The organism is Nodosilinea sp. P-1105, assembly GCF_012911975.1.
GTDB lineage: Bacteria > Cyanobacteriota > Cyanobacteriia > Phormidesmidales > Phormidesmidaceae > Nodosilinea.
Genome location: NZ_SMDQ01000010.1, coordinates 24,710 through 42,198, shown reverse-complemented (window position 1 = coordinate 42,198; position 17,489 = coordinate 24,710). Strand labels below are relative to the sequence as shown.

General features: G+C 56.7%; 13 protein-coding genes. 5 read left to right on the top strand and 8 right to left on the bottom strand.

Annotated features, from left to right (window positions below; all coding sequences use genetic code 11):
* Positions 1-92: 92 nt before the first annotated feature.
* The 3 genes from sat to E1H13_RS06605 form a co-directional block, all read right to left on the bottom strand.
* Positions 93-1,271 carry a sulfate adenylyltransferase gene (gene sat / locus E1H13_RS06615; RefSeq protein ID WP_169612618.1) on the bottom strand — a complete coding sequence of 393 codons (1,179 nt, stop codon included), beginning with the start codon at positions 1,269-1,271 and terminating at the stop codon, positions 93-95.
* 324 nt (positions 1,272-1,595) lie between these two features.
* A complete protein-coding gene (gmd, locus tag E1H13_RS06610) occupies positions 1,596-2,684 on the bottom strand; it encodes a GDP-mannose 4,6-dehydratase (RefSeq protein ID WP_169612617.1) in 1,089 nt (362 codons plus the stop codon).
* A gap of 402 nt (positions 2,685-3,086) precedes the next feature.
* The gene (locus E1H13_RS06605; RefSeq protein ID WP_169612616.1) at positions 3,087-3,518 is read right to left on the bottom strand and encodes a hypothetical protein; all 432 of its coding nucleotides are present in this window, start codon (positions 3,516-3,518) and stop codon (positions 3,087-3,089) included.
* Between the two features lie 379 nt (positions 3,519-3,897).
* Here E1H13_RS06605 and E1H13_RS06600 point away from each other — a divergent pair, with 379 nt between their 5' ends.
* The 3 genes from E1H13_RS06600 (at position 3,898) to E1H13_RS06590 (ending at position 8,773) form a co-directional block, all read left to right on the top strand.
* Positions 3,898-5,424 carry an SLBB domain-containing protein gene (locus E1H13_RS06600; protein ID WP_240966503.1) on the top strand — a complete coding sequence of 509 codons (1,527 nt, stop codon included), beginning with the start codon at positions 3,898-3,900 and terminating at the stop codon, positions 5,422-5,424.
* 206 nt (positions 5,425-5,630) lie between these two features.
* Positions 5,631-7,844, top strand: coding sequence for a polysaccharide biosynthesis tyrosine autokinase (locus tag E1H13_RS06595; protein WP_169612615.1), 2,214 nt, complete (start codon positions 5,631-5,633; stop codon positions 7,842-7,844).
* Between the two features lie 347 nt (positions 7,845-8,191).
* Positions 8,192-8,773 carry a PTPA-CTERM sorting domain-containing protein gene (locus E1H13_RS06590; RefSeq protein WP_169612614.1) on the top strand — a complete coding sequence of 194 codons (582 nt, stop codon included), beginning with the start codon at positions 8,192-8,194 and terminating at the stop codon, positions 8,771-8,773.
* Positions 8,774-8,844: 71 nt separating this feature from the next.
* On the opposite strand, the gene E1H13_RS06585 is transcribed toward E1H13_RS06590, so the two are convergent.
* From E1H13_RS06585 to E1H13_RS06565, 5 genes are all read right to left on the bottom strand, one after another.
* Positions 8,845-9,972, bottom strand: a complete 1,128-nt coding sequence (locus tag E1H13_RS06585; protein WP_169612613.1) for a geranylgeranyl reductase family protein — start codon at positions 9,970-9,972, stop codon at positions 8,845-8,847.
* A 15-nt stretch (positions 9,973-9,987) separates the two neighbouring features.
* Complete coding sequence (locus E1H13_RS06580) at positions 9,988-10,986, bottom strand: homogentisate phytyltransferase (RefSeq protein ID WP_169612612.1); 999 nt, start codon at positions 10,984-10,986, stop codon at positions 9,988-9,990.
* A gap of 32 nt (positions 10,987-11,018) precedes the next feature.
* Positions 11,019-12,113, bottom strand: coding sequence for an AI-2E family transporter (locus E1H13_RS06575; RefSeq protein ID WP_169612611.1), 1,095 nt, complete (start codon positions 12,111-12,113; stop codon positions 11,019-11,021).
* 4 nt (positions 12,114-12,117) lie between these two features.
* Complete coding sequence (locus tag E1H13_RS06570) at positions 12,118-12,423, bottom strand: DUF2288 domain-containing protein (RefSeq protein WP_169612610.1); 306 nt, start codon at positions 12,421-12,423, stop codon at positions 12,118-12,120.
* A gap of 229 nt (positions 12,424-12,652) precedes the next feature.
* Positions 12,653-14,857 (bottom strand): phosphoketolase, encoded by a 2,205-nt coding sequence (locus tag E1H13_RS06565; RefSeq protein ID WP_169612609.1) that lies wholly within the window; start codon positions 14,855-14,857, stop codon positions 12,653-12,655.
* Positions 14,858-15,355: 498 nt separating this feature from the next.
* Here E1H13_RS06565 and E1H13_RS06560 point away from each other — a divergent pair, with 498 nt between their 5' ends.
* Entirely contained in the window at positions 15,356-15,667 is a 312-nt protein-coding gene (locus E1H13_RS06560; protein ID WP_169612608.1) for an RNA-binding protein, read from the top strand.
* Positions 15,668-16,030: 363 nt separating this feature from the next.
* Positions 16,031-17,434: a BCD family MFS transporter gene (locus E1H13_RS06555; RefSeq protein WP_169612607.1), complete on the top strand. Its 1,404-nt coding sequence runs from the start codon at positions 16,031-16,033 to the stop codon at positions 17,432-17,434.
* Positions 17,435-17,489 lie beyond the last annotated feature (55 nt).

The window sequence follows — 17,489 nt, the reverse complement described above, 5'->3', positions numbered from 1 at the left end:
AATAACCCACCCCTGCCCCTCCCAGGAGGGGATGCCGAAGCTCGATACCCCCTTCGACTTCGCTCAGGACAGGCATCCACCCATCCACCCCTCTAGACCGCTGCTGGCGTCCGCATCGCCTTGGCCAGTTCCGCTGCCACCTCTGGCCGGGAGAACTGCGGTGGGGGTAGCTCGCCCCGGCGCAGCATTTCCCGTACCTTGGTCCCCGATAGGTGAACCCGCTCTTCGGGGGTGCTGGGGCTGGTTTTGCTGGTGGCCATTTGCTCCGTGCGGGTGCAATAAAAGGCGTGCTCAAATTTCATGGGCACAATGCCCAGTTCCCCAGGCTGAAACTCGTCAAAGATATGCTGGGCATCGTAGGTGCCATAGTAGTCACCAACCCCCGCATGGTCCCGACCGACAATAAAGTGGGTACAACCATAGTTTTTGCGGACCAACGCATGGAAAATTGCCTCCCGGGGTCCGGCATAGCGCATGGCCGCCGGGTTAATCGCTAAAATCACCCGATCCTGGGGGAAATAATGGTCCATCAGAATTTCATAACAGCGCATGCGCACATCGGCGGGGATGTCATCGCTTTTCGTCGCCCCCACTAGGGGATGCAAAAATAAACCATCTACCGTTTCCAGGGCACATTTTTGAATATATTCGTGGGCTCGGTGGATGGGATTGCGGGTTTGAAAGCCCACAATGGTTTTCCAGCCCTTGGCCTCAAACATCGCCCGGGAGGCCGCTGGATCAATTTGATAATCGGGAAATTGGGGATGGGGCTGACGCTCTAGCAGCCACACCGCCCCCGCCAAGTTCACCTCCCCCTGGGTGTAGACCACCTTAACGCCGGGATGGTTATGGTCATCGGTGCGATACACCTGAACCGCCTCATGGACTTTGTCATAGGTGTATTTTTCGGTGAGTTCTAGCACCCCAATAAAGTCGCCCTCGGCGTTATCTAGGCGTACCAGGGTGCCTTCAATCAGCGGATCAGCCACCGCCCGGGAGACAGGCAGGGTGATCGGAATCGACCAGGGCACACCGTTGGCCAAATACATTTCATTCACCACCCGGCTGTAGTCAGCCTGGCCCATAAACCCCGTCAGGGGACTAAAGGCCCCAATGGCAATCATTTCTAAATCCGACTGCGATCGCGCATCCAGCGAGACCCGGGGCAGATAATCCGCTTTTTCTAAAAAGTCCTGACGTTGTTCAGCACTCGCAATCCGATTAATTAATTGACCGCCATGGGGAGCGATCGCGCTATTTAAAGTACTCAAAATACTCTCCTTTTTGAGAATAAAGAATAGTGAGCTAAGACAGAATAATGTTTCAAGAAAACTACAGATCAACCAGGTCTTGGATATCAAGACAAGACTCTAAATTGACTATTTTTATTTGCAAGACCGAAATCAAAAATCCGGACATTTATGCAGATATTTATTACTTCACGGCAGGCCCCACCATCCCATCCCCTCGTGCCCAGGCAGAGCCGCCTAGATAGATGCCCAGGCAGAGCCAGGGCACCAGAAGACTGAGCACCAGGCCTCTGCCTTCTGCCCTCTGCCTTCATCCTTCTGCCTTTCATCCTTCTGCCTTTCTTCCTACCCCACCTGCACCCGTTCACCGTTGTTGCCCATCCGCAGGGTGGCCCGATCCAACACACTGGTGGCAGTATTACCGTTCAGTGTCACCAGCCCCAGGGCCTGCAAATCCGCTTCCACCATCAGGTGCACCAGTTCTTCAAAGGTCACCGTGGGTTCCCAGCCCAGCCTGGTCTTGGCCTTGGTCGGATCGCCAATCAGCAAGTCCACCTCCGCCGGACGCAGATAGCGTTCATCAAAGGCCACATAGTCTTGCCAGTTAAGGTTGACATGGCCAAAGGCCAACTCTAGAAATTCGCGCACCGAGTGGGTTTCGCCAGTGGCTACCACATAATCGTCGGGTTGCTCCTGTTGTAGCATCAGCCACATGGCCTGGACATAGTCTTTGGCATAGCCCCAGTCCCGCTTAGCATCCAGGTTGCCCATGTAGAGTTTCTTCTGCTGCCCCGCCACAATCCGGGCCACGGCCCGGGTAATTTTGCGGGTGACAAAGGTTTCTCCCCGGCGGGGCGACTCATGGTTAAACAAAATGCCATTGCAGGCAAACATGCCATAGGACTCCCGGTGGTTCAGGGTTTGCCAATGGGCATAGACCTTGGCACAGGCGTAGGGGCTGCGGGGGTAGAAGGGGGTCTCTTCGCTTTGGGGCACATGCTGCACCTTGCCAAACATTTCCGAAGACCCGGCCTGGTAATAGCGCACTTTGATGCCGGTGCGGCGGCGGTAGTCACGGATCGCCTCCAGCAGCCGCAAGGTACCCATGGCCACCGCATCGACGGTGTATTCTGGCGAGTCAAAGCTCACCCGCACATGGGACTGCGCCCCCAGGTTATAAATTTCAATGGGCTGCACCTCTTCCAAAATCCGGCGCAGGGTGGTGCCATCGGTCAAGTCCCCGTAGTGCAGAAACAGGCGGGCGGTTTCACTATGGGGATCTTCGTAAAGGTGATCAATGCGATCGGTGTTAATGGTCGAGGTCCGCCGCACAATGCCGTGGACTTCGTAGCCTTTTTCTAATAACAATTCACTTAAATAAGAGCCATCCTGACCGGTAATGCCGGTGATCAAAGCGGTTTTTGTGTGAGTCATAGGTGTTAGAGAAATGAGTAAATAATTAAGTCGTTGGTGGGAATTTAGGAGGCAGGGGACAGGAGACAGGAGACAGGAGACAGGAGACAGGAGACAGGAGAGAATCCCCTCGTTCCCAGGCTCCGCCTGGGAATGCCCCCTCGAGGCTCCGCCTCGGCTTGCGTGGGCGGCAGAGCCGCCAGTCAGATACCCAGGCAGAGCCCGGGCACCAGTAGATCAGCCTTCCCCTCGTTCCCAGGCTCCGCCTGGGAATGCCCCCCGAGGCTCCGCCTCTCTTGCATGGGCGGCAGAGCCGCCAGCCAGATACCCAGGCAGAGCCTGGGCACCAGTAGATCAGCCTCTGCCTTCAGCCTTCTGCCTTCAGCCTTCTGCCTTCAGCCTTCTGCCTTCAGCCCTCCTCCACTAGCCAATCCGGCTGAAGTCCTTGATTCCGTTAAACCGAGTCTGCCGCGCCTGGCGGCGGGTAAACTCGCCTACCGTGGGGTTGCCCGACGGCAAAATCACCCCACTGGCCTGCTGCCACAGATCCACAGGGGCTGTGACCAACTCATAGCGATTCGCCTCGGTTTTGCGCACGTGGTACCACTGGGTTTCCTGGCAGTGATCGCACCAAAACGCCTCGAGCCATTCCCCCGTCAAGGGCACTGTCCCAAACCCGGCAATCACCGTTAGCGCCAACCGGCGGCCCATGCCCCGCTGTTGCAGATGCTCGGGCTTAGTGGTGTACAAGGGGTATTTTTGGCTAACGCTATCTAAATAACACCCATGAATTGGGCAGTAGATGGAACGACGTTTGGATCGTTTGCGATTGCGCTGTCGTCGTTGAGTAGTCACGTTGTAATACCTCGGGTAAATGACCTGGAAGCCAGTGACGACATCCAAACAGGAACTAGAACAGGAGAACAAGAACAGACCGTAGGACTGCACTTCTGGCTTTTTCTAGCGGGATATGGAGTTTCCGGAAAAATTCAGCACTTATCCGTAAGCTTCATACATGGTTTAAATGAATGACAGCCGCTTGCCACATTTCCTAAATGGTGGTAAATACCCAGCCCTGGGTTCAAGCAAAATTAGCACTTGACCTTTATTTACAAAGCTTCGGTGAAAGGTCCGGTAACTTTACGGGTGCCTGCCCAAACCCTACGGATCTTGCTGCAAGACCGCGAATAGTAGATGAGAGATCATCCCCTCGTGACCATTGCAGAGGTATCCCATGGGCTTTAATGGACCAACTCAACCCGCTCAAACCGCAATCATCGGCCTCCTGACCCTGGTGCTCTGTAACCAGGGCGGATCGGCCCTGGCCCAAGCCATGCCAGGGGGCACCAGCAATCAAGCTTCAACGACGGTGCCCTTGGCCCAACCTGGGGCCACAACGGCCAACTCGACCCCTCAATCCGCTACCCCCTTACCTCGACAGCCGGAAGAAGCCTACACCCTGGGGGCAGGGGATGTGCTGAACATGAACCTGTTTCGCCTACCCCAGTACAGTGGCGAGTTTGAAGTCCAGGTGGATGGCAGCCTGAGTTTGCCCCTGGTGGGTAACGTCAATATCCAGGGGCTCACCCTCGACCAGGCCACCGCCAGAATTACTCAGCAGTACAGCCAATTCCTGCGGCGCCCTGGGGTCACCCTCAACCTGCTCCGACGGCGACCGCTGGTGATCGGCGTGGCGGGGGAAGTCAACCGTCCTGGGGCCTATGCCCTGCAGATTGAGGGAACCTCTTTTCCAAAACTCAGCCAGCTGTTTGAAGCCGCTGGCGGCATTACCCAAAGCGCCAACCTGCGCCAAGTGCAAATTCAGCGCCAGGTGAATGGCAGTACCCAGACCTTTACCGCCAACTTGTGGGATTTAATCAACACCGGCAATCTCAACCAGGATGTCACCCTACGGGATGGCGATAGCATCTTTATTCCCTCTACCATCGTCCCCCTGGATGAAGCGCCAATTCTGGCGGCGGCCACATTTTCCTCCGATGTCAGTATCCCAATCAACATTGCTGTGATTGGCGAGGTCTTTCGCCCCGGCCCCTACACCCTGCGCGGTGGCCCCACCCGCACCGGTGATGCCGGGGTCCCAGGTGGCGAAGCCGGGGGCGACAATCAGCGCTTTAGCCCGGTCAAGGTAACGGATGCAATTCAAATTGCTGGCGGCATCAAGCCCAAGGCCAACATTCGCCAGGTTCAGGTGCGTCGCACTACCCGCAGTGGCCGGGAAGAGGTATTCTCGGTTGATTTATGGAACCTGCTGCAAACCGGGGAGGTCCGCCAGAACGCGATTTTACAGGAGGGGGATACCGTCTTGATTCCTACCGCCACTGGGGATCCTTTACCAGAGGAAGCGGCCCAGTTGGCCGAAGCCAGCTTTTCGCCCAACACCATTCGAGTGAATGTGGTGGGCGAAGTCAGACGAGCCGGGGTCGTGGAAATTTCCCCCAATAGCACCCTGAACCAGGGCATTTTAGCCGCGGGAGGGTTTAATACCCGGGCCCAAACCGACACCGTTGGGCTGATTCGGCTCAACCCGGACGGCAGCGTCACCCAGCGGGAAATTCCGATTGATTTTGCTCAAGGCATTGATGAAGGGAATAACCCCACCCTGCAAAACAACGACGTGATCATCGTCGGTGAAACCGGCCTGGCCCGCTTCTCAGACAACCTCGGCAACCTGGCCAACCCGATTGGCAGCATCCTGTCGATCTTCACCGCCCCATTTCGGATTTTGAATCTGTTTGATTAGGGCATGGGGAGCAGCTAGCAGGAGTCAGGAGTCAGACCCCTCGTTCCCAGGCTCTGCCTGGGAATGCCCCCCGAGGCTCCGCCTCTCTCCCGTGGGCGGCAGAGCCGCCAGTCAGATGCCCAGGCAGAGCCCGGGCACCAGCAGATCAGCCTTCTGCCTTCTGCCTTCTGCCTTTTTATACGCGCTTATATTGTTAGGACCTAAGCATGAAATCTCAATCACTTGACAATCAATTGCCATCTACCCCAGCGGCATCTACCCCTAACACCAACGAAGAAACCCTGGACCTGGGTCGGGTATTTGCGGCCCTGCGGCGCAAAGCCCTGCTGATTACCGCCATTACCGCTGCGGTGGCCACCCTGGCTGGGGTCAGGGCGCGGTTGAGTCCCCCCACCTACTCGGCCAACTTTGAGATTTTGATTCAGCCACCGACCGGGGAAGCCCAAGTGGCGACGGCGGTGGCGAATATGCCACCCCAACGGAGCGATCTGGATTTAAGTCTGGAGGATCAGGTCAAGATCTTAACCAGTCCTGGGGTGATGCAACCGGTGGTCGATCAGGCCATCGCTGAAAACCTGGCGGAGTGTACCAGTCTGGTTCCAGAAAATCAGATTCCAGGGTTATCCATTGACCCTAGCGAGCGCTGCTATCGGATACTAAGGAATCAACTGCATATTAGTTTGACCGAACCAGCGTCTAGAGATTCCCCGGCAAGTCGCATTTTTAGCGCTTACGCTTGGGGTAAGTCGCCCCAGGAAGCTCAACGGATAGCAGATTTAGTTTCCCAACGATTTCTCGACCATGGTTTAGAAACCCGGCAGCGGGATATTCAGCAGGGCATTGACTTTTTAGATGAAAAATTACCTGACGTGCGGGCCCAGGTGGACGAATTACAAATTGAACTAGAGCGGTTACGGCAAAACAACAGCATTATCACCCCAGAGTCAAAAGGCAGTCAGCTCACCACCCAAATCAACAACTTTGAAACTGAATATCAGCAGATTTTAATTGAACTGGAAGGTACCCTGAATCTCTATGAGAGCTTACAGCGACAACTGGCAACCCGACCCCAAGATATGGCGGTGTCGCCAGTGCTCAGCAATAGCAGCCGGTACCAGGCGCTGACCCAGGAATTGCTCAGTCTAGATAATGCGATCGCTGAGGCGTCTAGTTTATTTTTAGACAGCAGCCCTGACCTGCAAGCCCTGAAAGAGCAACGGCAGAATCTGCTACGCCTATTGGCCCGGGAAGGGCAAAACGCTCAGCAAGAATTGGCCCTGCAGATTGAAGAATTGGCCACCCGGGAGCGGGCCCTGGAAAGCACCCTAGCTGACCTGGATGTGGATGTGGATGCCCTCGCCAGCATTGCCCGACAATTTACCGACTTAGAGCGGGAACTAACCATCGCCACTGAAAACCTGACCCAGTTGCTGGGGCGGCGTGAAACCCTGGAAATTGAAGCCGCCCAGCGAGAGCTGCCCTGGGAACTGATTACCCCACCTACGGTCAGTGTTGAGTTGGCCAATCTGCCTCGCGATCTGGCCTTGGGGGTGGTGCTGGGCTTGTTGCTGGGAATTGGGGTGGCGCTACTGCTGGATGCCCAAAAAGATGTGTTGTATACGCCCAGCGATTTGAAACGGGTGACCCCGGTGCCCATCTTGGGGCTGATTCCCCACAACGAAGTGGTGGAGCGGGGCTACGACGAAAGTCACCTGCTGAAGCTGTATCAGCCAGCGGCTGCAGTGCCGGGAGAACCGCGATCGCGCCTGCAAAACGGTTCCCTCCCCCCCGATGGCATGCATGCCTTCCAGGAAGCGTTTCGATCGCTGGTGGCCAACCTACAGCGAATTAATGCCGATAAGCCGCTGCGATCGCTGGTGATTAGTGCCGCCGATGATCAGCTGGCCGACTCCACCACCGCCGCTTACCTGGCCTGGGCGGCAGCGGAAATGGGCAACCGGGTACTGCTGATTGACGCCGACTTCCGCTTTCCCCACCTGCACGACTTTCTCGGCTTGCCGAACCAGCAAGGGTTAAGTAATATCCTGGCTGGGGAGATGGAGCTGAAGCAGGTGATTAAGCGATCGCCCGTCGAACCCAACCTGTTTTCCCTCACCGCTGGCACCACTAACACCGATCCGGCTCGGCTGCTATCCACCAACAAGATGAAGCAGTTTGTTCGTAAAACAGAAGACTACTTTGACTTAGTGATCTACGACGCCCCACCCTTTAGCGAATATGCCGACGCCGCTTTAATTGGGGCAGAGGCCAGTGGATTGGCCCTGGTGTCTCACCTGGGCACGGTCAAATCAGCCCAGCTAGAACAAACCCTGGAAAAAATGTGGATTTCCAAGATCCCGCTAGTCGGTCTGATTGCCAAAGAAGCGGCACCCAAATTGGCGTTGCTGCCCATTGGGTAAATGCGGATGCCACCCAACGCCCTAGAACATACAAACCTTACGGGATGGGGGGATCTTTAAAGAGAGTGACTTGACAGCTAGTTTTGCTTGTCATGTTAATCTACATAATTTATCTTAGAGAAGAGATATGAATAGGGTTTCTGTTTCAAAGAATTAGGGAAATCTACCGAGTTTCGGATTGCACTACTGTTTTCACCTATCCAACTCCTGCCTTCCCATGAGGTCCCGGATAAGTGCTTCCTTCAGTCTCGTTAGCAGAGATTTGGCATCTACACCAATATGGGATAGGCAAACCTAGATCGCATTGAATCCAAAATTCGCTGTTCTTTTTAGGAGAACATTTCCTAATGAATATCAAACTGACTTTAGTGGCAGCTGGTGCTGCCCTGGCTACGTTTACAGTTAGCGCTCCTGCTGAGGCTATCTCGATTGGCAGTAACTACATCATCTCTGGCAAGGGATCATTTACACCTAATTCGATTACATTTGACGGTTCTAAGGCTCAAGTCACTTCTGCGACAGGTGACTTCAGTATTATGAGCCCTGCTGAAGATGGTGAGTTTGTTCTAGCCGCTTTGCCAAGTGTTTTTGACATTACCGTTCCTGGTAGTGGGCTCCTAGTTAACTTCAAGGATGCAACCTCCTTTTTTGGTTTAATTGAAACACAGGAAATTTTTTCCTTTACCGTCAACAGTTCCAAGTTTATTGCTGGCAGCAATCGCTATCAATTTACTGGTTCGTTTGGTGATGGAACTCCTGGTATAGGTGAACTGGCTCCTCTAGAAACAGTAGGACAATCCGGTGTCTTCGGATACGCTGCCAGTTTTACTGCCGTTCCAACCCCAGCACTCCTCCCTGGCCTAATTGGCATGGGGGTCGCCGCCTTGCGGCGTAAGCAAGAGGAGGAAACCAGCGAAGAAAACGCTTAATCGGCCCTATCATCCCTGGTAAAAAAGAAAAAGAGTTGCCGATGAGGCAACTCTTTTTTGCCCATATAGCCTCAACCCAACACGCCGCCACTGAGCCGCTTCACCGCTCGGTGGGCCACATCGGCATAGCGCACGTCCCCACAAAACACCTTCACCATCGTCAACGTACTGGAGGGGCGCTTCACCCCCGCCTTGTAGGCCAGCCCCGGGGCCTGGTACACCAGGCGGGCAATGCGGCGAGCCCAGCGCATCTCTTCGCCCCATTCAGTGTTGATCACATCGGTGTAGCGGGCCAGGGCCTGCTGATCGCCCCCCAGGGCTTGATCGATCGCAGCGGCGGCCTTAAGCCCACTAAAGATGGAGGGGCGAATGCCCTCCGCCGTGAACGGGTCCACCACACAGGCCGCCTCCCCGGCCAGCACGGCCCGGTGGGTGTGGAGCGGTTGGGGGCCATCCCAAATATAGATTGGGTGACCAAAGTGCTGTACCGCTTTGGCATTGACCGCAAATTCAGCGGCGTAGTCGGCCACGGGTCGACGCAGGTCTTGCTGGCGCTGGCTACCCGAGCGAAACACCCCACCACCGATGGAATAGCCATCGGCCTTGGGAAAGTTCCACACATAGCCCTGCTTCAACAGACCCAGGTCAAAGTGAACCACGGGCTCCTCCGGCACCGTCAGGCGGGGTTCAGCTTCCAGGGCGGCGGCCAGGCGGTAGCGGCGGTTAGTAAACCCCAGCCACTTGGCCATGGAGCCCCGGGCCCCATCTGCGGCGATCAAAAACCGGCCCTGCACCGGGCCTCGGGGGGTATGCACTTGCCAGTGGTCTCCCTGGTTTTCAATGCCTTTGGCCTTGGTGCCATCCCACAGGCTGGTGCCCTGCCGTTGGGCCTGCTGCACAATGAAATGGTCAAACAGGTCGCGCCGCACCATCCAGAGGGCGCTTTCGGCGGGCAATTCGGCCTCGACCGGGTCGGCCAGGTTAAGGGTGTAGCGGACCCGGCGCACCTTCACCGAAATGGCGGGGCTAAAGTCAAAGTCAAACCATTGGGCCACCTGGGGAGAGACGCCACCGCCGCAGGGTTTGTAGCGGGGTAATTGGGCCGCATCCAGCAGTAGCACGGCATGGCCGGCTTTGCTCAGGTGGTAGGCGGCGGTGGCCCCGGCGGGGCCAGCTCCGACAATAATGCAGTCATACATGGTTCACGCTCCAGGTTAGGCCAGCCAGCAGGCCAGGGGAAACATCAGATATTGCAAGAAGAAGAGCTTCCAGATGAATTGGTAAAAGTTGGGGTAGGTCATGGCTTTGACCGTCGGCTGGTCGGCCTGGAGGTCCATGACTTGAAAGCTGACCAGCCAGAATAACCCCAGGGTTAGCAGGTGAGAGAGCCCCAAAAAGGGCCGGTTCACCCCGCTCAGCCAGGGGGCTGCCACCACCATGGCCAGGTAGCAGAGGGTCAAAATCCCCCGGGCCAGGTTAAACACGGCTCGCTGGCCCAGCCTTACGGATAAGGTGCTGATGCCGTAGCGGCGATCGCCCTCAATGTCTGGAATGTCCTTAAATAGGGCGATCGCGATGCTAAACAGCAAAATAAACCCGGTCAAGGCCCACATCCGGGCTGGTACGGTTAAGGGTTGCCCCAGGCGATCGCTGACATGCAGCCACAGGCCCAGGTTTACCACCGCCCCCCGCACTGCCAAAATGCAGAAGGAGGCCCAAAACGGGAACCGCTTCAGCCGCACCGGGGGCAGGGAATAGGCGGTGCCAATGACCAGGCTGAGGGCGACAGTCGCCAAAAGCCAGGGACCGCCCAGGGCGGCCAGGCCCAGTGCCCCTAGGCCAGCCAGACCGACAATCCAGCGGCCATCGGTGACGGTAAATTCCCCAGCGGCCAGGGGCAGATGGGGCTTATTGATCCGATCGATATCGATGTCTTCCAGCTGGTTCAGCCCCACGATGTACAGATTGCCCAGCAAACAGGCAATGGCCGCGATCGCGATTAACGGCATCAGGGCTGGAACCGGCGGGATGTCTCCTGGGGGGAGCCCCGCCAGCACAATCGAGCTGACCCCAACTACGCTGAGGCCGGTGCCAATTACCGTGTGGGGGCGCCAAAATTTCCATAGGGCGTAGAGCCATGGTAATGGGGTTTGGCTGAAGATCAGCCGAGTTTCGAGGATATCGGCGGCTTTAGACGGGGCGACATTGGGCATAGGTTGCAACTTCTAGGGCTAACCACCACAGGTTAGGATTTTAGCTCATTGGTGGGCTTGCCCCGCATGGCATCAATCTCCAGCCAGGTAATGATCACCCCGGCCACTGGCACCGCCAGAAACAAGCCCAGCACCCCGGCCACCGTCGCCCCCACCAGTAGAGCAAAGAACATCACCACCGGGTTGATGTCCAACGAGTCTTTCATGATGTGGGGCAGCAGCAGGTTTTCTTCGACTTGTTGCAGGGCAATGCACACCACCAGGGCTTGAATCGCCAGCCACACGCTCTGGGAGAGCAGTAACAGCGCCACCAAGCCAATGCCCAGGGTGGCGCCAATCCCAGGGATCAGGTCAAATACCCCGGCAATCAGGGCCAAAAAAGCCGGGTAGGGTACCCCTAAGATCAGAAACACCACAAAGGCCGACAGGCCAAAGAAAATGGACAGCAACAGCCGCCCCCAAAAGAACCCCAGCAGATTGGTTTGGATGACCGTATTAAACCGTTCTTTTTGGTAGATGGGCAGGGTATTCAGCAGCCACCACCAGATTTTGGCTCCATCCAGCATCATAAACAGGGTGACCACCGCAATTAAAATCGCCAGCACCAGATTGGCCAGGGTAGACTGCACCAGCCCCAGGCCGGTGGTCAACAGGGTGAGGGCCTGACTTTGCAATTGGGGCTCGATCGCCTGCAGGTCGACATTGATATTCCAGATGTCTAGCAACTCTTCAAAGCCCGTCAGCCAGGGCATCAGGGAATCGGAAAAATCCTGCACACTGTCAGCCAATTGCTGCCCCTGATTGACGACCGCAATGCCCAGGGTTAACGAGAGCCCACTGGCCAAGGCTAAGCAGACTAAAAACACCGCGATCGCGGCCACCCCCCGAGGCAGCCAGCGGCTGAGCCAGGTGGCCGGATGGTTAAGCAAAAACGCCAGCAGGGTGGCGGTAACAAACACCACCACCAGCACCTCAAAGTAGGCCAGCAACTGCACCACCGCCCAGCCACTGGCAAACAGCAGCAAAAACCTGACCAGCACACTATTGCTCAGCATCGCCCAGAGCCCCGCCGGGGCCGCCTGCTGAGAGCGATGGCCATGCTCTTCCTGGGGATCCTGCAGTTTCATAGGGCTAGGGGGACGCGGCCAGAGAGTCTTGCACCAGCACGAAGGGTTGCACAATCAGGGACTGAAAGCGTTTGCCTCCCTGCTGGTCCCACACTTCCAGCTGAAACGGGTCAGGCTTGGTTAGCAGAGACTCGGCAATCCAACGGTTGACCGTAACCGTATCATCCGTGGCGATCGCCAGCCCCACCTCCGCCAAGTCTAACGCTGGATCAACCATAATTAGGGCGCCTCGGTTGGCATGGGGGCTGAGCCATTGCCACTCTGCCGGACCAACCATATCCGCTAACTCTAATTTTAAATCCTGGGTCATGGCCTCGGGGAAAAATTGCCAACAATTCCAGCCTAGCAGCAGACACTAGTACTCTGAACCAGAAGTGACTCACCTATTTCCGTAAGCCCAAACCTTTGCTTAGAGCAGGATTCCCTTTCTGCCTTCTGCCTTCTGCCTTCTGCCTTCTGCCTTCTGCCTTCTGCCTTCTGCCTTCTGCCTTCTGCCTTCTGCCTTCTGCCTTCTGCCTTCTGCCTTCTGCCTTTGTATACTAGCCCAGCAGTGCCTTGGCCCTGGTCACAAAGTTTTCGGCGGTGATGCCGTTGAAGGCCATGATTTGGGCGGCGCTGGCGGTAGTTTCCCCCCGTTTCCAGGCAAAGGTGTCGCGGGGGGCAGTGCTGCGTAGCATGATCGGTTCCAGCATGGCGCTGGCACCCCCCGTCACCCCAATCAGGGCATCGCCGCCAAACAGCTGGGCAAATCCGGCATCGTCTAGAAAATCGCCATCGGCTTCTGCACAGGCCTCCCAGGCCACATCGGTGGGCCGGTAGAGGCGGCGGGGATTAACCACCGAGACGATGCGGCTACCGAGGCCGCTAGCGGCCAGTTGCTCGGCGGCTTCAAAGGCCGGAATCAAGGGCATGTCGCCGATGACGGCAAATACCACGGTTTTAGCGCCAGCGATCGTGGCCAGTTCTACGGCACCCTGGGCCAGGGCCTGACGGGTCTGCTCAAAGGTGGTGCGAATGGGCAGGGGCGACTTGCTAGCGGTGATGGTAATACCTTTATTGCGAGTGGTTAAGGCCCAGTCGTAGCAGACCTGAATGCTGTTGGCATCGGTGGGAAACAGGGGGAAGACGTTGCCGTTACGCATCATGCCGGCAAAGTAGTTCTCGATTTCGGGTCGTTGGTGGGTCCAACCGTTGCGGCCCTGTTCCAGGGCTCCGGCAGTAAACAGGGTGATGGTGGACGGGGTGGGGCGGCGCAGTTCGGCCATGGCCTGGGTCACCGTTTGCCAGATGGGCAGCCCGTTAATCGCAAAGGATTCGTAGGAGCACCACAGGGTGCGAGCCCCAAATAGCGCCTGGGCTGCGGCTAGGCCAGCGCAGGCATCTTCGCTGAGGGGTTCGTACACCTGCCCCTGGGGCTGCTGAAAGTAGGTGGCATCGGTGGTGGGGTGAATGATCTTCAGGGCCTGGTTGATGTTGTTAATGCCCGAGGCGGCGTTGCCATCGGCGTTGGTGACCACAAACTGCTGATCCTGCTGGCCCACATGGCCCACCAGAGCGCCCATGGCGGTGGTGGCCACCTGCTTATCGCCCCCTACCGGGAACTGGTTCAGGGGCAGGGGGCCCAGGTCCGGCAGGGGTAGCACCGATTCGGTGACCACGGTTTTAGCGGCGGGGCCACCGTTGGCCCGTTCGTAGTTGGTGCGCACCAGGTGCCAGGCCTCTGGGGTTAAGGCCCGGGCCGTCAGGGCACTGACAATGTAGTCCCGCTCCAGGGAATCGCCGGGGTAGAGGTTGTGGGACTGGGCACCCCGCTTGTGAACCCCAGCCCCCTTCAGTTGCTTCACAATCAGCACGGTCAGGGTGCCGCCCAGGGCCAGCTTGGCCGCTTTGTCCGTGGCTTCCAGCACCGCCTGGGTAAAGGCAAATCGTTGGGAGAAGGAGAAGGCGGTACTGTCTACATAGTCGCCGGGCTGGTTGGCGTCGTCATAGTCCTTGGCATCCACCAGGATCACCTCCTGGAAGCCATTGCCCCGCCAGTAGTCGATCATGGTCTGGTTGGACTGGGTAGACACCATGCTGTGGTGTTCTTGGCTGTAGCCGTTCCAGACCAGAATTGGCAGAAAATTGGTGACACTGGGGTAGGCGGTGGTGAAATGCCCGATGCTGCTCATGATGTAGGGTTCCCCCAGGCCGCCATCGCCGATGGTGACCGGGAATAGCACCCCAGGGTGCAATTTGGCCCCAGCCATGGCGAAATGCTGCCCCTGACCCAGGGGACCAGCGGGGTTGAGTAGCCCCGGAATTTGCCCCGACAGGTGGCCCAGCAGTCCGTGGGTTTCCCGGAAGCGATCGCACAGTTGGGCTACGGTCTCAATTCCCATGGCTTCCAGGGAGCGATCGAGGAAGACATTGCTGTAAAAGCCTGGGGCGTGGTGTCCTACTTCCGTGATGATGTTTTTGTGGCCCAACATCACCAGGGAGGCGATCGCTTCGGCAATGCTGGCAAACCCACCCGGGTGACCCGACTGCTTACTGGCGGTCATTTGCAGGGTGAGGTAGCGCAGGGCATCGGCGGCTAACAGGGTTTGGTAGACGGCAACAGGGTCGTTGGCGGCGGTGATGGCGGTTTGACCTGCCGCAATGGCGGGTGCCTGCCCATAGGCCTCAAACTCTGGCAGTGGATCGCCAAAGTGCTGGATACCGTCGCAAAAGGCCGGAATCGATTGGGTGCTTACAGCCGTCATAATTAACCCCTAACTAGCGTGAACCAAGCTACCTGAACCGCTACAACGTCTGGATAGTCCCAGCAGGCATCGTTTCTGGGAACGATTGTATACAGTCGGCAAACATATGTTTACCATCCTACACAGGGACGGTAGCGATACAGGGCAGGATTCTGGGAACATCGTCCCCCGCTGCGATCGCGCCCCCATTTGGATTCAGGGATTAAACCCCTCAAACCTAATAAGGCTAAGGGTTGCGCCGGTTTTGGCGGCTGTGGCGCGGCTGTTATGAGTTTCTTGCATAGGCAAGATTGACAGCGTTCAATGGGTTCCTTTTAGAACAATTGGCAGATCCAACCCGTTGCGATTCTGTATGAAGGTGCTAGAATGCCTCAAGAGTAATAAAAATTGGTTGCAGCATCTGTTTTTAGTATTAACGGTTTTTCACGTTTTTCCATTGACAGGTTTCTCTCCGAAATTTCACTCTTTCCGTTCTTTAGATAATTTTGGAGACAATCCATGTCGATTTACGTAGGCAACCTGTCCTATCAGGTCACCGAAGAAGATTTGACCCCAGTGTTTGCTGAGTATGGCTCAGTTAAGCGAGTACAGCTACCCACCGATCGCGAAACCGGTCGTATGCGGGGCTTTGGGTTTGTAGAAATGAGCACTGATGCCGAAGAGGACGCCGCCATTGAGGCCCTAGACGGCGCAGAATGGATGGGTCGCGATATGAAGGTTAACAAGGCCAAGCCCCGGGAGAATCGCGGTGGCGGTGGTTCCTTTGGTGGTGGTGGTCGTCGCGATAGCTTCTCTCGCAACAACTACTAGTCCCTGCTGGCTAGTGTTGGGGTATCTGTTACATCCTGGCTTTGAGATGTTGCCCTAGGGTAATTCTCTGCCTGATCTAGATACCCCTCATCAAAGCTAATGATAGTAGGCTCAGGCAATCATGCCTGAGCTTTTTTATGGCCCTGGCTTGCGATCGGACCTGCGTTGAGTCGTTGGCGGCAACACATCTAGCCAAAGTCTCTGCGCCCAGTGGTTATGGTTGCGTGGAATCCCCAGCCAGTCGCCCCAGACCGCTACAGAACTGGGGATCTATGGCAAACTCAGCTATGGTGAAATAAGACAATAAGAGTAGCGTCCCCGCTGCGACTACCCCCTGCAAACTCCAGCACTGCCGCAAATCCTATGGCCAGTCGTGATCAGTCCCCTGTAGCGTCCGCTTCTGCCCTCCCCCGCATCAACCTGTTGACTATGTTCCGCCTGGGACTCGTGCAAATGAGTTTGGGCATCATGGCGATTTTGATGCTGGGGGTGTTTAACCGGGTGATGATTCAAGAGTTGGCGATTCCCGCCACTATTGTGGGGGGTAGTATCGCCATGTACCAGGTGGTGGCCCCAGCCCGCATCTGGTTTGGCCAGATGACTGACTCCCGTAAGCTGTGGGGCTATCACCGCACCAGCTACATTTGGATTGGGGCCACCCTGTTTGCCGCCATGGCTTTTGTGATTGTGCAAGTGGGCTGGCAGCTGAGCCATAGCGTTGAGGCCAATGGCTGGGGCCTGGTCAGCTATGGCTGGGTGGCCCTGTTAGCCCTGGCCTTCGCCATCTATGGGTTGTGCATTAGCGCCACCTCTACCCCCTTCTTTGCCCTGATGGTGGATGTGTCTGATGAAGACAACCGGGGCAAGTTGGTGGGGATTGTCTGGTCGATGCTAACCCTGGGGATCGGGGCTGGGGCTGGGTTTAGCGCCGGTCTGCTGCGGGGGATTACCGCAGACACCCTGCAACCGCAGATCAATCAACTGTTTACCGTTGTCCCCCTGGTGGTGATTGCCCTGGTGATTTTGGCCACCTGGGGGGTGGAACGCAAGTATTCCCGCCTGCCCTATCGCCGCCGTGGCAGTGGCGACAGCCGTTTCACCTTCAGGGAGGGCATGGCCATCCTCACCGCCAGCCGCCAGACCGGCTATTTCTTTACCTATCTGCTGATGCTGATTTTGGGTATGTTTATCCAGCAGCCGATTTTAGAGCCCTTTGCCGGGGAAGTGTTTGGCATGACTTTGGCCCAAAGCACGGCCCTGAATATTTTTTGGAGTTTAGGCAGTCTGGTCAGCCTCAGCCTGACTGGGTTTTTGATTGTGCCGAAGCTGGGTAAAAAGGCAACGGCCAAGCTCGGTTGTTTTGCCATGTCCGCTTGCTTTATTCTCCTGCCAATTACAGGGCTACTGGGGCAGCCCAGATTGCTACAAGGGGCGTTGGTGCTGTTTGGGCTGGCCCTGGGGGTAGCGACAGGCAGCTCCATTAGCCTGATGCTGGACTTAACCACGGCAGAAACCGCCGGCACGTTTACGGGGCTGTGGGGCCTAGCTCAAGCGTTTGCCCAAGCGACATCGTCGTTTACTGGCGGGGCACTGCTGGATTTAGGGCGTCAGGCCTTTGGGGCACCGCTATTGGCCTATGGCTTTGTGTTTTGGATAGAAGCGGCGGTGATTTTGCTGGCGGTGCTGCTGCTGCGGCGGGTGAACGTGGCCGAGTTTCAGGAGCAGTCGGGGAAAGCGGTGATCGCCGCCATGGAGGGAGATCTTTAAAGAAAGAAGAGGGAAGAAAGAAGAACGAAGAGGGAAGAACGAAGAGAGAAAAACG

Excerpts from the sequence above, each read along its gene's own strand:
- E1H13_RS06570 (WP_169612610.1), bottom strand. The coding sequence starts at position 12,423 with ATGACCCAGGATTTAAAATTAGAGTTAGCGGATATGGTTGGTCCGGCA.
- gmd (WP_169612617.1), bottom strand. The coding sequence starts at position 2,684 with ATGACTCACACAAAAACCGCTTTGATCACCGGCATTACCGGTCAGGAT.
- E1H13_RS06595 (WP_169612615.1), top strand. The coding sequence starts at position 5,631 with ATGAAATCTCAATCACTTGACAATCAATTGCCATCTACCCCAGCGGCA.
- E1H13_RS06560 (WP_169612608.1), top strand. The coding sequence starts at position 15,356 with ATGTCGATTTACGTAGGCAACCTGTCCTATCAGGTCACCGAAGAAGAT.
- E1H13_RS06585 (WP_169612613.1), bottom strand. The coding sequence starts at position 9,972 with ATGTATGACTGCATTATTGTCGGAGCTGGCCCCGCCGGGGCCACCGCC.
- E1H13_RS06565 (WP_169612609.1), bottom strand. The coding sequence starts at position 14,857 with ATGACGGCTGTAAGCACCCAATCGATTCCGGCCTTTTGCGACGGTATC.
- E1H13_RS06590 (WP_169612614.1), top strand. The coding sequence starts at position 8,192 with ATGAATATCAAACTGACTTTAGTGGCAGCTGGTGCTGCCCTGGCTACG.
- E1H13_RS06555 (WP_169612607.1), top strand. The coding sequence starts at position 16,031 with ATGGCCAGTCGTGATCAGTCCCCTGTAGCGTCCGCTTCTGCCCTCCCC.
- E1H13_RS06575 (WP_169612611.1), bottom strand. The coding sequence starts at position 12,113 with ATGAAACTGCAGGATCCCCAGGAAGAGCATGGCCATCGCTCTCAGCAG.
- E1H13_RS06600 (WP_240966503.1), top strand. The coding sequence starts at position 3,898 with ATGGGCTTTAATGGACCAACTCAACCCGCTCAAACCGCAATCATCGGC.
- E1H13_RS06580 (WP_169612612.1), bottom strand. The coding sequence starts at position 10,986 with ATGCCCAATGTCGCCCCGTCTAAAGCCGCCGATATCCTCGAAACTCGG.